We start from the raw sequence: 14,122 nt of genomic DNA, 5'->3' as shown, positions 1-14,122 counted from the left end.
TCTCCTGTCTGCCTGGCCTGCCACCTTTGCAATAAGCGGCGTGCCGCTCCAGGTGACTTCGGCCTTGGATGGCCGAGAGCCGGCCACCGGATTGTCGATCGTAAAATAAGAAGCCGCCGCAGATATCCGCGGCTTCCTTGCTGTTCTACGGCTTAAAAAAAGAGAGGGGCAAAGCGCCCCTCTCGTATCTCTTCCCTATCAACCCTGATCGATGTCGAGGGCGATGAAGCGGCTGCCCTGCTCGGTTTCGATCTGGAACAGGGCCTTGGTGCGACCGTCCTTCTTGGCCTGATTGATCACCTTCTCGACATCGGCAGCGGATGTGACCTGCTGGTTGTTGACCGAAGTGATTTTTTCGCCCGTCTTGAGCCCGCGGGTTGCGGCGTCGGAGTCCGGATCGACATCAGTGATGGCAAGACCCTTGCCATCTTCAGCAGGAGCAACCGTCAGGCCGAGGCTCGAAAGAGCCTTCTCGCTGGAGGACTGCCCGCCGCGTTCGTTGTCGTTTTGACCCTGGGCACCTGCGGACGCGTCATCATTTGCCAAATCACCCAAGGTGACGCTGACCGACTGCGACTTGCCATCGCGCCAGAGAGACAGTTCGACCTTGGTGTTGGGTGCCAGCGCGCCAATACGGCGGGACAGTTCGCGTGCATCCTTGATCGGATCGCCATTGACCGCGGTGATGATATCACCCTGCTTTATGCCGGCCTTGTCACCGGGAGAACCCGGCTGCGGAGCCACGACGAGCGCACCCTTGGCTTCGGATAGGCCGAGCGATTCGGCAATATCCTTGCTGACGGGCTGGATCTGTACGCCAAGCCAGCCGCGCTCGACCTTGCCGTCCTTCATCAGATCCTGAACGACATCCTTGGCAACGGATGCGGGGATCGCGAATGCGATACCGACGTTGCCACCGGAAGGCGAGAAGATCGCGGTGTTGATGCCGACAACTTCCCCATTGAGGTTGAAGGCGGGGCCACCGGAGTTGCCACGGTTCACGGCCGCATCGATCTGCAGGTAGTCGTCATAAGGACCGGAGCCGATATCACGGCCGCGGGCAGACACGATACCGGAGGTGACCGTACCGCCAAGACCGAAGGGGTTACCGACAGCCACGACCCAGTCACCGACGCGGATTTTGCTGTCATCGGCGAATTGCACATAGGTGAACTTGCGATTCACATCGACCTTCAGCACGGCAAGATCGGTGCGCCGATCGCGGCCGATGAGCTTGGCGTCGTATTCGGTGCCATCGTTGAGCACCACCGTGTAGGCGGAGCCATCATCGACGACGTGATTGTTGGTGACGATGTAGCCGTCTTCCGAGATGAAGAAGCCGGAGCCCTGAGCGACAGGGCGCAACGGGCCTTTACCTTCGCGGTGGCGATTGGGGCCACGCTTGTCTTCGTTTGCGCCGGGACCACCGAATTCCTTGAAGAAGCGCTTGAGCGGATGATCGTCAGGAAGCTGATCCAGACCGCGACCGCCGAAGGAAAAACCGCTGCTGTCGTCAGAAACCGGCTCGACATTGGATTTGACGCGGACCGAAACGACTGCGGGAGACACGGCATCAACGACACTGGCAAAGCTCGGTACCTGGGGTGCGTTCACCTCGACAGGTGCTGCAAAGGAACGGGCGATTGGGCCAGCGGCGCCGGTGGTCAGCATCAGCGCGGCAAGACCGCCGACGGCCGAAGACTTCAGAACTGTCTTCAACGAAGAGCGTCCGTTTTGCATTTGAGACATTTGATTTCCTTCTTTCTTCATCTGACTGGAGCCTCCGAGGAGGATCGGAGCAGCGGTGGATGACAAAAGATATAGGAACTCCCACCTTACAGCGAAGTGTCTGCCTTATGAAAAATTAGTAATATTGCCGCATTGAGCGATATGGCGGCGCAAACTTCAGCGTTCCAGCAAGTCGCGGATCCTGGCTTCTTCATCCGCCGTCAATTTCTGGCCTTCCGAGAGCGCGGCACGGCGACGGGAAAAGACGAAGACCGCCAGTCCGCCGATCAGAAGAAGACCGATCGGCGCCCCCCATAGAGCCAGAGTCCTTGCGCTGAAGCGCGGTTTCAACAGCACGAACTCGCCATAGCGCGAGACGACATAGTTGATTACCGCATCATCGCTGTCGCCCTTGACCAAACGATCGCGCACCAGAAGACGCAGATCGCGCGCAAGCTCCGCATTGCTGTCATCGATCGACTGGTTCTGGCAGACCATGCAGCGCAATTGGGCAGTAAGGTTGCGCGCCCGTGCTTCCAGCGCAGGATCGGAAAGCACCTCGTCCGGATTGAAAGCGAAGGCGGGAAAGGCGCTGAGCGACAGAATGATAAGCAACGATAATCTTGCGAGCATCGCTCTCATTCCGCCGGCTCCAGGCATGGCGCTTTCGCAGGCTTTGACTTGCGGCTCGGCGCGCCGACACGCAGGCGACGGTCGGAGAGCGAGATAAAGCCGCCCAGCATCATGAACAGCGTACCGCCCCAGATGCAAAGGATGAAGGGCTTCCACCAGATGCGCACGACGATACCGCCATCCTGCATCGGATCGCCGAGGGACACATAGAGTTGTGAGAGGCCGAAGGTCATGATGCCGGCTTCTGTCGTCGGCATGCGGCGCGCGGTATAGAGGCGCTTTGAGGACCAGACATCGCCCACCTCCACACCCGCCTTGCGGGCGGTGAAGTGGCCGCGATCCTCGGTGTAATTCGGGCCGACGTGATGGCGGATGCCGTCAAAGGTCAGGCTATAGCCGCCCGCGTCCACCACCATGCCCTGCTTCATCTCGACCACGGTTTCCGTCTCGAATGTGGTGACGGTGACGATGCCAAGCACCGTGATGCCGAGGCCGATATGCGCAAGCGCCGTGCCGAAGGCCGAGCGAGGCAGACCTTTCAGGCGGCGGAACGCGACGCCAAGCGTCAACTTGCCGAAATTGGCGCGGTACCAGAGATCGGCAAGCGCGCCGAATATCAGCCAGAAGCCTGCAGCTATGCCAAGCGCTGCCAATACCGGCCCGCCATTTTGGATGTACCAGAGCGCCAGTCCTGCGAGAGCCGCAAGAGCCGCGGCCACATATAGCCGCTGGAAGGCCCCTAGAAGATCCCCACGCTTCCAGGCAAGCATCGGCCCGAAGGGGGTGACGATCAGGATCGGGATCATCAACAGGCCGAAGGTAATGTTGAAGAAGGGCGCACCAACGGAAATCTTCTCGCCTGTCAGGGTTTCAAGAACCAGCGGATAGAGCGTGCCGATCAACACCGTGGCGGTGGATACCGTCAGGATCAGATTGTTGAGAACCAGTGCACCTTCGCGCGAAATCGGCGCAAAAAGTCCGCCCGCCTTCAGTGTCGGAGCTCGCCATGCAAAGAGCGAAAAGGCGCCGCCGATGAAGACCATCAGAATGCAGAGAATGAAAATACCGCGGCTCGGATCGGTGGCGAAGGCGTGCACTGACGTCAGCACGCCGGAGCGGACAAGGAAAGTGCCGAGCAAGGACAGCGAGAAGGTCATGATCGCTAAAAGCACGGTCCAGATCTTCAGTGCCTCGCGCTTTTCCATGACGAGCGCCGAATGCAGAAGCGCCGTTCCCGCAAGCCAGGGCATGAAGGAGGCATTTTCGACCGGGTCCCAGAACCACCAGCCTCCCCAGCCAAGTTCGTAATAGGCCCAGTAAGAGCCCATAGAGATGCCCGCCGTCAGGAAGGTCCAGGCAGCCAGTGTCCATGGACGCACCCAGCGCGCCCAGGCGGCATCGATGCGGCCTTCCATGAGGGCGGCTACGGCGAAGGAAAAACAGACGGAAAAGCCCACATAGCCGAGGTAAAGCAGGGGCGGATGAATGGCGAGACCGAAGTCCTGCAGAATAGGATTCAAATCCTGTCCCTCAGCCGGCACAGGGTCGAGCCGCAGAAACGGATTGGAGGTTAACAAGATGAACAGGAGGAAGGCCGTGCTGATCCAGGCCTGGACCGAGAGCACATTGGCTTTCAACGTATCGGGCAGATTGCGGCCATAGACGGAGACCAGCGCACTGAAGAACACCAGGATCAGCAGCCACAAAAGCATGGAGCCTTCATGGTTGCCCCAGACACCGGTCAATTTGTAGATCATCGGCATCAAGGAGTGCGAGTTCTCGAAGACGTTTTTCAACGAGAAGTCGGACACCGCATAGGCGTGCGTCAGCGCACCGAAGCTCAGACCAACGAGAAGAAACATCAGAAGCGAACCGGTGGACGCGACATCCATCAGCCCCCGGTCGTGACGACGAACGCCGATAACCGGCAGGATGGAGACGACGACGGAAACTGCGAGCGCGAGGATGAGACAGTAGTGACCGATTTCACTGATCATTTGGTCGCCCCGGTCTTGTTGCCATCCTGTGTCTGCTGCCAAAGACCCTTGTCTTTCAACCGGTCGGCCACTTCCTTCGGCATGTAGTTCTCGTCATGCTTGGCGAGCACGCTGTCTGCCATGAAGGCATGGGTCGCAGCATCGAACACGCCTTCCGTCACCACGCCTTGGCCCTCGCGAAACAGATCCGGCAGGATGCCGGTGTAGCTGACTGGAACGCTTCCAGAGCCGTCCGTCACGGTGAAGCTGACGGTGCGGCCTTCGCCACGCTTGACCGATCCTTCGGCCACCAGGCCGCCGAGGCGGATGCGCGTGCCTGGGGCAACGGAGGTCTTTTCGAGATCAACCGGCATATAGAAGTAAGCGATGGACTGGCCGAAGGCGAACATCACCAGAAAGACAGCCAGCATGATGAAACTCACGCCACCGCCGATGATCGCCAATCGCTTCTGTTTGCGCGTCATTGCGTCACTCCGTCGGCGGGAATTCCAAGTTGCTGCGCCAGGGCCAGCAGTTTCTTGCCCTGCTCGCCGTCCGGCGGAAAGGCCTTCAGCCCGTTTTGCAGTGCTTCCTTCGCCTTGCCGTCATTGTTCAGCATGGCATAGGAGCGTAGGAGCCGCATCCAGCCCTCAAAATTGTTGGGTTGCTCGCGAAGCTTGCCATCCAGACTTTCGACCATACCGGCAATCATCGCCTGGCGATCCTCTGGTGCCATGGCGTTGGCAGCCTCTATATCCTCAGCCGTCGGATTGCCCGGTGCTTCGGGCTTCGGCACGGCAGCAACTGCCGCATCGCCGCCGGTTGCCTCAAGATGGGCCTGAACGAGCGGTATCCAGGGCGCGCCGGCTGGAGACGCCTTCAAGATCGCCGCGAATGCGTCGCGCGCCTCATCCTTCTTGCCAGCTTGCTCCAGCGCAAGCGCCAGATAGAACCGCGCTCGCGGATTGCCGGGCCGCAATTTCTCCGCATCGGCGAAGGCGGATTGAGCTTCCTGCGTGACGATGCCCTGATTGGCTGTGACAAGTGTTTCGGCCAATCCGGTCAAGCGCTCGGGGTTATCGCCCAGCAAGCGGATGGCGTTTCGGTAAGCCATTTCGGCATCGCCGAAGCGCATCGTCTTGAAGTAGATCGGCGCCAGCACATCCCATCCCGCGCCGTCCGCAGGGTTTTGCGCCAGATGGCGTTCCGCCTTGGCGATCAAAAGGTTCATATCGCTGCCGGGATTTTCCAGACGTGCTGCCAGCGGCATGTCCGGATGATTGGGGCTACCCATGAATAAGTACAGACAGAGCCCCGTGATCGGTAAAGCCGCCGTCACAAGGCTTGCGATCACACTATGTCGGCGAGCGGTCAGGGCAGTATCTTGCTCACTCTTTCCCGACGCCGCAGCAAGAAGGCGTCGCCCGATCTCGGCGCGCGCATATTCCGCCTCCGTTTCCCCGATCAGGCCGGATGCGCGTTCGCGCTCAAGTTCTGCCAGCTGATCGCGATAGACGGCAACCTCTCCTTCTCCATCGACAATGGCAGATTGCTTGCTGCGCATCAGAGGATGGGTGAGAATAATGGCGACAGCCGCCGTCAATATGGCAACGAGAATCCAGAACATTCCCACTCAACTACTCGAATCCGCGCTGCTTTGAAACAAGCCGCAACGGGATGACACGAATTTGAGGCCATCGGCCGCGCGACGTTCTCTCACAGGAAGACGTACGACTTCCTTGACACAAGTCAAATGGAAGAATTCCCTTTCGCCAGGACGATGACGCAGCACCCTGTCGCGAGCGCCGACAGCAAGGCGAAAACCCGAGAGCGCTCGCTATCGGAATGATTCTGCGGGGCAGATGTCAGGTAAGCGGCGTCCAGGTTCCATCAGCGTTGCGGCAGGCCGCCCCGCGCACCTTCGCCTCGCGGCCATTGTCGTTGATGGTGTGGGAATATTGACGGCAATTCTGGTTGCCGACTTGATAGGGCGCGTTGGCGATGACTTCACCATTTGCACTGCCGCTCCAAGTCACCGCCTGTCCGCCGGGCGCGGTCTCGAGCGCGCGATACTCGGCTTCCAGTGCCTTGTTGTAGTCGCCGCGGCTCAACTGAATGCCGCTGCGCGACACGATTCCGCCCTGGAGGTTGGCGATATAGGATACGGAAGACGATCCGCGACCGCTGAAAAGGCCTCCGCTGCTTGCAGGTCCGCGCGTGTTGGATGTCGTGCAGGAGCTTAAAACGGAAACGACAATCAGGGACAGAACGGCAGGTCGCGCCAAGCGAGACCCTGTTGCTCTCACACCTGCACTGCACATCGCTTCCATCAAAATACTACTCCTTGCCAACGTCTAACCACTGAGTCCTGCTGAACAACGCCGCAATGCCGCGCATCAACAGGCACATCGTCATCACTCTTCTGGCTTGAATTAATTGCCTTTTCGCTTGTCTTAAGCAAGCTCTTTCGACAGGCCCGGCAAAAGCAATGTGGCCTTCAATCCACCGAGTTCGCTACGCGACAGGGTGAATTTTCCGTGATACTCGGAAACCACTTCGCTGACGATCGACAGTCCAAGACCTGTGCCAGGCCGGCTTTCATCCAGCCGTCGCCCACGCTTCAGCGCCTCGGTGATCTGGTCGGGCTCTAGACCAGGCCCATCATCCTCCACCGTCAATTCGATCCAGGCACGGCGGGTGATATCGGGATCGGAGGACGGATGGCTGCCGGTCGTCATGCGAACGACGATACGCTTGTCCGCAAAGCGGGCGGCATTCTCGAGAAGGTTGCCGACGACCTCCTCCAGATCCTGCTGCTCCATGGCCAGCAGCGTGCCCGGCTGGTGAAGATCCAGTTCGAAGGCCTTGTCGGGGTTGAGGCGGCGCATCACCCGGATCAGACGCTCTAGCGCCGGTTCGGCTTCGGCTCGCGCCAGGATCGAGCCGCGCTGGGCGGCGATGCGGGCGCGCGACAGATAGGACTGGACCTGCGCCTGCATGGCATCCACCTGGGATCGCACCAGATCGCCGTGCTGATTGTCCAGCGTGCGCGCCTCGTTCAACAGCACTGCGATCGGTGTCTTCAGCGAGTGGGCCAAGTTGCCAACCTGCATGCGCGCGCGTTCGACGATGCGGCGGTTGCTTTCAATCAGCGCATTGATCTCATGCGCCAACGGCTGGATTTCGCGCGGGAATTCACCCTCCAGCCGCTCGGCTTCGCCGCCGCGTATCTTGCCAAGCGCCACGCGGGCATGGTCCAGCGGACGAAGACTGTAGAGGATGGCAAGACCGTTGACCACGAGACTACCGACGCCGAAGACCGCGAGCGCCAGATAGAGGCTGTTGGAAAAATCGCGCACATCGTCCTCGACAACGTTCAAGTTGCCGGTCACACGAAACCGTGCCGCCCTGCCCTCACCATCCAGCACGACTTCGGTCTCGGCCACCTGAATGCGGTTTCCGGCCTGATCGGTCAGCGTGTAATAACGTTCATAGCGGTTGTCGAAGGGCACATCGAGAATGCTGGGAACGGCAAGCTTGGAGGCGCCAAGTGATGAGGAGACCAGCGGTGCAGTCTGGAAGTTGCCGAGCGGCTCCACGAGCCAGTACCATCCCGTATCCGGCTGGGAGAAACGCAAATCTCCGAGCTGCGGACTGCCGGCCAGCGTGTTCTCATTGGAAATCGCCACGGAATTGATGACGTTGTAAAGCTGGGCACGCAACAGATCGGTAAAGCTGCGCTCGACACCCTGGCGGTAGAGCGTCGAAATCACCACCGCGATCACCACCAGCGCCAGCACAGACCATGCCGAGGCTAATAGCAGAACGCGGGCGGTGAGTGAATTACTTCGCATCTTGCGGCGCTTGCATCCGATAGCCAAGACCACGAATGGTCTCGATGAGGTCAACACCCAGCTTCTTGCGCAAGCGTCCAACGAAAACTTCGATCGTGTTGGAATCGCGGTCGAAATCCTGATCGTACATGTGCTCGACCAGCTCGGTGCGCGAAACGACCTCACCCATGTGATGCATGAGATAGGAGAGCAGCCGAAATTCGTGCGAGGTCAGCTTCAAGGTCACGCCGTTGACGGTTGCCTTGGATGACTTGGTGTCGAGCCTGACAGGACCACAGACGATCTCGGAGGACGCGTGGCCTGCGGCGCGGCGGATAAGCGCACGCACACGCGCAAGCACTTCTTCCACATGGAAGGGCTTTGTCACGTAATCGTCGGCACCAGCGTCGATACCGGCCACCTTGTCGCTCCAGCGATCACGTGCCGTGAGAATCAAAACGGGCATGGACTTGCCGGCAGAGCGCCATTTCTCGACAACGGTAATACCATCCATCTGCGGCAGGCCGATATCCAGCACGATCGCGTCATAAGGCTCGGTATCGCCGAGGTAGTGGCCTTCCTCGCCGTCGAACGCCTGATCGACCACATAACCCGCTTCTTTCAGCGCGTCGGTCAGTTGTCGGTTGAGGTTGGTATCGTCCTCGACCACGAGAATGCGCATCGTCTGCCCCTTTTCAGTCCAACCGGCAGCAGAGCCGGCATTCGATACTTGTCTATCGCAGATGTATGGAGATTTCGATTAAGGTTCAACTACATCGGCACGCGCATCGTGACCTTGCGGGGGCGCTCGCCATTGCCCTGCACCAGAACTGTGACGACGCAGGATTGACCGTCGCCGGACGGATAGACGGATAGAAGCTGTCCACCGGTTTCGCGAACGACGCGGGAGACGGCGCCGGTGCAGTCGCTCGCAATGCGAACAATCGGCGCCTCGACGGCACCGGCCCGCAAATCAGCCTGCGGCGCGGGGAAGCCGGACATTCCGGCTGCAAGCGTCGCGATGATTAGAGGTGATGCCATTTGCAAAAACTTCCACAAAAAGTCGGATGCACGTCGAAATAGTTTGTTGAGGCAATATTTAGCCCAAAGCGTCTGAATGGCAAATGAATGTGGGCTTTTGCGTCCGTTCAAGCTGGGGATAGCAACCCGACCGAAGCTGCGGCACCATCATCCTTTCAGAGATATGTAACCATTGCCGCGTAGAATGAAGAGAGTTCTTATCGCGGCAGCCATGAGCCCGCGGCGGCTTTCCTTTGCCATTTCGTTGAGTCTTCTGAATCACTTGCGACCAGGACTTAACAGACTGAATCTCCTCGTTGAGAAACCAGTTGAGCAAAACCCCAAGCGACGGAATGCTTTCTCAAAAATGCGATATCTCTCAATTACTTAAGACCTTGGCAGATAGCATTCCCTGCGGTTGACCTCGCAGAGACAAGGCTTATCTGATCGGAGAGGTCACCGCTTTATCGGCATCGAAGTCCGCTGCAATTCGCGTATCGCGGAGAGGCTTTACGGTTCTGGTGGATAGATCATAGGCCGGGTCGGCCTTATAGGCGGCGAGCGCCTCTTGGCTCTCGAACTCGCCGTAGACGATGAAGTCGACCGAGTTGCCCCACTGGTCCTTCTTGACGTTCTCGCCGATCTCGAGCTTCGAAGCGTGGGGAATGGCCGTCAGGCCTGAAAGCCCCTTGCGCACGGCGTCTCGATTGGCTTCCGGAACGGTGAAGAAAACGATGTGGCGGATCATGGGCATGCACCTGTCAATTGAACGTCGCGGCAGAACACCGGAGCAATCGCCTATCATCCTGTCGCAACGGGTTCAATCCAGCTTACAGGGTTGAGGACACGCGGCGCCCTTTCTGAACCGGCCTGTTCAACACGAAGAAGGCCAGCGACTGTCCCCTTTTTCGGAGCGGGTTTGAAGCTGGCAAAACGGCTTGTGATGAAAGGGAATCAGGGTCAACGGATAAGCGGATCGAGTTTTGGAAAAGCGACTTTCGGCAAGTTGCGGATTTTCCACATGCTGGCAGCGCCAGTTAAATCGATTTGAAAATTTCTTAATCGATTTTAATATCTGCGAACCGATTTAAGAGAAAATTATTGCTTGAATCTGGGAACCTCTCACCCTCTTACTTGGTTTCAGAGCCCGCAAATGGAGCTGCATCAACCCAGTCAGGAGGAATGCCATGACAGCGACAATTCCCCAGAACATTTACGACCGCCTCGAGAGCGAATGGCGGCAGATGCGCGAAGGTGGCAGCCAGCCAAAGCCTTCGCAGTCTCCAAAAAAGTGATCGCCGCTTGCACGCCTTAGGGTGTGCTCCGGGAGATGGAAATAGCCCGCGACATGATGATCGTCTGTCGCGGGCTTTTTGTTGCGTCCGATTCTTTCCACCGTCGCAAAGCTCGTATTAAACTGGCGCCTAGACCGCAAATCACGCGGTCGGTTGGGGCCGCTCGCCCTTGGCGCACAGCTCCTTGGAGGAACACACTATTGCGATGGATCAGGCGCTTTATCGGACCGTTGTCCAGCACCGGCATCGTCTTCGGGACATCGCTGTTTTGTGCGTCGCTGACGCCCTCGCTTCTCCCGCGCACCTTCGTCATGCAAGGCGTTCTCTGTGGCTTTTCCTTTGCCATCGGGTACCTCATCGGCGTGATGGTGAAGGAGGTCTACCTCTATTTGGAGCTGCCGCAGCTTTCCCGGCATGATCGGCGCGGTGTCCGCTTCGTCCTGTCGCTTGCCGCCGCCATCGCTGCGGTCGGCTTTCTCTGGCAGGCGGCCACCTGGCAGAACTCCATCCGAATCTTGATGGAGATGAGCCCGCTCGATAGCAGCCACCCGTTCAGGACAGGGGCGATCGCAATCGCCGTTGCAGCAATCCTGATTGGTTTCGGGCGCCTCTTCCAACTCGTTCGTCGCCTGTTGGCCTTGCGCAGTCGTCGCTTTCTGCCGCGTCGGCTGGCGAACGTCGTGAGTGCCGTTGCGGCGATCGCGCTCGCGTGGATGGCACTGAACGGGCTGATCTTCGACATCGGCCTGCGATTTGCTGACAGTTCGCTGAAACAGGTGGATAGCCTGATCGAGCCGGACGTTCCGCAACCGACGGACCAATTGAAGACCGGCAGCGACACGTCCCTGATGACGTGGCAATCGCTCGGGCGGCGCGGACGGGAATTTGTGGCGACGGGCCCTACAGCGCAGCAGATTTCGAGCTTCACCGGCAAAGCCGCGCTTGAGCCGATCCGTGTCTATGCCGGGCTCAATTCCGCCGATACGCCGGCTGCACGGGCGAAACTTGCGCTCGAAGAGTTGAAACGCACAGGCGGCTTCGAGCGCCACGCTCTGCTGGTCGTCGTGCCGACCGGCACAGGCTGGATCGATCCCGAGGCCCTGGATACCGTCGAGTATCTCCACAATGGCGATATCGCCAGCGTTTCGGTGCAGTATTCCTATCTCTCCAGTTGGATCGCTCTTCTGACCGAACCGGATTACGGGGTCGAAACGGCGCGCGCGCTTTTCGAGGAAATCTACGGCTATTGGACGACGCTGCCGAAAGAGACGAGACCGAAGCTCTATCTTCACGGGCTTAGCCTCGGCGCGCTGAACAGCCAGAAGTCGTCCGACCTCTTCGACGTGCTGGCCGATCCGTTTCAAGGCGCGTTGTGGAGTGGACCGCCCTTCGCAAGCCCCACATGGCGGATGGCGACCAATGGGCGGGTGCCCGGCACGCCGGAATGGTTGCCGAAGTTTCGCGATTCGTCCGTCATCCGATTTGCAGACCAGTATCAAACAGCGACGATGCCGAACGTTGCCTGGGGGCCGATGCGGATCGTCTATCTGCAATATGCAAGCGACCCAATCACCTTCTTTCAAACCTCATCGGTTTATCGGCGACCCGAATGGATGAACCAGCCCCGCGGCCGTGATGTCTCCTCCTCGTTCCGCTGGTTCCCACTCGTCACCTTTTTGCAATTGACGCTGGACGTGGCTGCCGCAACCACCGCGCCCATGGGCTACGGCCATGTCTACGCTCCCGAACACTACATCGATGCATGGATGGAGGTGACAGCACCGCAAGGCTGGAGCGCAGACGATCTTCAGCGACTGAAGGTGTTCTTCAAGGCGCGCCGTGGAAGCCTCGACGAGGCATAAGACCTTGGAGAACAACGGCTTTAGACAGCTTGGAGTAGCGCCTCAGCGGGAGATGCGCGTCGACAGGATAATCGATGAGAGCGTGCGTTCCACTCCATCAAGCGCGCCGATCTTGTCGATCAGCCCATCCAGATCGGAGATCGAGGGAGCGGCAAGGATCGCAATCAGGTCGAAACTGCCGCTGACGGAGTGAAGTGTCGTGACTTCCTTGATGGCGGACAGTGCGACGGTGACGGTTGCCAATGCCTTGGGGCCGATCGTGATCAGCACATGGGCGCGCACCAGCCCGGACAAGTAGTTCTCCGACAGTCTCAGGCCGTAGCCGGCGATGACGCCTTCTGCCTCCAGCCGCTCGATGCGGGCCTGGACCGTTGTTCGCGACAGGCCAAGCTTACGCGCCAGTTCGGCAACGGGCATGCGGGCATCGCTTCCAAGCAGCGACAGCAAGGCGCGGTCTTTATCGGTGATTGTCATTATGCGCATTCCCTTTGGCGGTATGCACAAATTTATACGGCCATGTGAACAAAGTGAAGCTACGAATCGTCTCGTGGAAGCGGCATTCTGTTACCTCAACACATGTCTTGAGGGGACGGATCATGAAACATATCGCTGTCGTTGGTGCTGGCAATATCGGCTCGGCTATTTCCTGGATGCTTGCGGTTACCGGCGACTACCGCATTACCGTTGCCGACCGCGCGGTCGATCAACTGGCCAATGTCCCATCCCATGAGCGGATTGACACCGAGGTGGTGGATATCACCGACCGACTGAGCCTTCAGGCCTTGTTGAAGGACAAGTTCGCGGTTCTTTCAGCCGCTCCCTATCATCTTACTGCGGGAATTGCCGAGGCAGCCGTTGCGGTCGGCACCCACTATCTCGACCTCACCGAAGACGTGGAATCCACCCGCAAGGTCAAGAAGCTTGCCGAAACGTCGGAGGTAGCTCTCATTCCCCAATGCGGCCTGGCACCGGGCTTCATTTCCATTGTCGCTGCCGATCTGGCATCGCGCTTCGACAATCTGGATAGTGTGCGCATGCGCGTTGGCGCTCTGCCGCAGTACCCGTCCAACGCCTTGAACTACAATCTCACCTGGAGCACGGGCGGCCTGATCAACGAATACATCGAGCCATGCGAGGCGATCGTCGAAGGGCGCCTGACGGCCGTTCCGGCCTTGGAAGAGCGCGAGGAGTTCTCCCTCGACGGCATGACCTACGAAGCCTTCAACACATCCGGCGGGCTCGGCACGCTCGCCGCCACGCTGGAAGGCAAAGTGCGGACCATGAACTATCGGACGATCCGCTATCCCGGCCACGTTTCGATCATGAAGGCGCTTCTCAACGACTTTAACCTGCGCAACCGTCGTGACGTGCTGAAAGACCTCTTCGAAAATGCCCTTCCCGCCACTATGCAGGATGTGGTCATCGTGTTCGTCACTGTCTGCGGCACCAAGAACGGTCGCTTCATGCAGGAGACCTACGCTAACAAGATCTATGCCGGTCCCGTCTCCGGGCGCATGATGAGCGCGATCCAGATCACCACTGCCGCAGGCATTTGCACTGTTCTCGATCTTCTTGCTGGAGACAAGCTGCCGCTGCGCGGCTTCGTGAAGCAGGAGGATGTGGCTCTCGATGCTTTCCTCGCCAACCGCTTCGGCCAGTATTATGTGCCGCGAGAAGGTCTGGCAAAGGTCGGCTGACAGGTATCCTCGCCTCTCTCAGTAGAAAGTTAGAACAAATTTCCGAGGCTGGCGCGATCGAAACTTCGCTCCAGCCTT

At 58.9% G+C, this 14,122-nt stretch carries 13 protein-coding genes; 2 read left to right on the top strand and 11 right to left on the bottom strand.

The annotated features are described in order from the left end of the window. Window positions 1-198: 198 nt before the first annotated feature. The 10 genes from ACTJKV_RS04030 to ACTJKV_RS03985 form a co-directional block, all read right to left on the bottom strand. On the bottom strand, window positions 199-1,749 hold the full coding sequence (locus ACTJKV_RS04030; protein ID WP_274103836.1) for a Do family serine endopeptidase: 1,551 nt from the start codon (window positions 1,747-1,749) through the stop codon (window positions 199-201). 156 nt (window positions 1,750-1,905) lie between these two features. Next, window positions 1,906-2,370: a cytochrome c-type biogenesis protein gene (locus ACTJKV_RS04025; RefSeq protein ID WP_274103837.1), complete on the bottom strand. Its 465-nt coding sequence runs from the start codon at window positions 2,368-2,370 to the stop codon at window positions 1,906-1,908. Continuing rightward, the gene (locus ACTJKV_RS04020; protein ID WP_274103838.1) at window positions 2,367-4,358 is read right to left on the bottom strand and encodes a heme lyase CcmF/NrfE family subunit; all 1,992 of its coding nucleotides are present in this window, start codon (window positions 4,356-4,358) and stop codon (window positions 2,367-2,369) included. Before ACTJKV_RS04020 ends, ACTJKV_RS04025 begins: the two co-directional genes overlap by 4 nt. After that, on the bottom strand, window positions 4,355-4,822 hold the full coding sequence (ccmE, locus tag ACTJKV_RS04015) for a cytochrome c maturation protein CcmE (protein WP_062425737.1): 468 nt from the start codon (window positions 4,820-4,822) through the stop codon (window positions 4,355-4,357). The genes ACTJKV_RS04020 and ccmE overlap by 4 nt, the downstream gene beginning before the upstream one ends. Continuing rightward, complete coding sequence (ccmI, locus tag ACTJKV_RS04010) at window positions 4,819-5,964, bottom strand: c-type cytochrome biogenesis protein CcmI (protein WP_274103839.1); 1,146 nt, start codon at window positions 5,962-5,964, stop codon at window positions 4,819-4,821. The genes ccmE and ccmI overlap by 4 nt, the downstream gene beginning before the upstream one ends. A 238-nt stretch (window positions 5,965-6,202) precedes the next feature. Continuing rightward, entirely contained in the window at window positions 6,203-6,667 is a 465-nt protein-coding gene (locus ACTJKV_RS04005; protein ID WP_440598471.1) for a hypothetical protein, read from the bottom strand. 123 nt (window positions 6,668-6,790) lie between these two features. Beyond that, window positions 6,791-8,191: an ATP-binding protein gene (locus tag ACTJKV_RS04000; RefSeq protein ID WP_274103840.1), complete on the bottom strand. Its 1,401-nt coding sequence runs from the start codon at window positions 8,189-8,191 to the stop codon at window positions 6,791-6,793. Next, window positions 8,181-8,852: a response regulator transcription factor gene (locus tag ACTJKV_RS03995; RefSeq protein WP_062425741.1), complete on the bottom strand. Its 672-nt coding sequence runs from the start codon at window positions 8,850-8,852 to the stop codon at window positions 8,181-8,183. The genes ACTJKV_RS04000 and ACTJKV_RS03995 overlap by 11 nt, the downstream gene beginning before the upstream one ends. 89 nt (window positions 8,853-8,941) lie before the next feature. Further along, window positions 8,942-9,211: a hypothetical protein gene (locus ACTJKV_RS03990; protein WP_062438111.1), complete on the bottom strand. Its 270-nt coding sequence runs from the start codon at window positions 9,209-9,211 to the stop codon at window positions 8,942-8,944. A gap of 418 nt (window positions 9,212-9,629) precedes the next feature. After that, on the bottom strand, window positions 9,630-9,938 hold the full coding sequence (locus ACTJKV_RS03985; protein ID WP_062598356.1) for a Dabb family protein: 309 nt from the start codon (window positions 9,936-9,938) through the stop codon (window positions 9,630-9,632). Between the two features lie 747 nt (window positions 9,939-10,685). Here ACTJKV_RS03985 and ACTJKV_RS03980 point away from each other — a divergent pair. After that, window positions 10,686-12,347 carry an alpha/beta hydrolase gene (locus ACTJKV_RS03980; protein ID WP_274103841.1) on the top strand — a complete coding sequence of 554 codons (1,662 nt, stop codon included), beginning with the start codon at window positions 10,686-10,688 and terminating at the stop codon, window positions 12,345-12,347. 42 nt (window positions 12,348-12,389) lie between these two features. On the opposite strand, the gene ACTJKV_RS03975 is transcribed toward ACTJKV_RS03980, so the two are convergent. After that, window positions 12,390-12,821 (bottom strand): Lrp/AsnC family transcriptional regulator, encoded by a 432-nt coding sequence (locus ACTJKV_RS03975; protein ID WP_062425744.1) that lies wholly within the window; start codon window positions 12,819-12,821, stop codon window positions 12,390-12,392. Window positions 12,822-12,943: 122 nt separating this feature from the next. Here ACTJKV_RS03975 and ACTJKV_RS03970 point away from each other — a divergent pair, with 122 nt between their 5' ends. Next, complete coding sequence (locus ACTJKV_RS03970) at window positions 12,944-14,044, top strand: saccharopine dehydrogenase NADP-binding domain-containing protein (protein ID WP_440598470.1); 1,101 nt, start codon at window positions 12,944-12,946, stop codon at window positions 14,042-14,044. Window positions 14,045-14,122: the final 78 nt, after the last annotated feature.

The sequence above is a fragment of the Agrobacterium sp. 22117 genome (assembly GCF_052045735.1).
In the GTDB taxonomy this organism is placed as follows: domain Bacteria; phylum Pseudomonadota; class Alphaproteobacteria; order Rhizobiales; family Rhizobiaceae; genus Agrobacterium; species Agrobacterium cavarae.
Note: the sequence above shows the minus strand (reverse complement) of the source record. Positions and strands in the feature narration are given on the sequence as shown.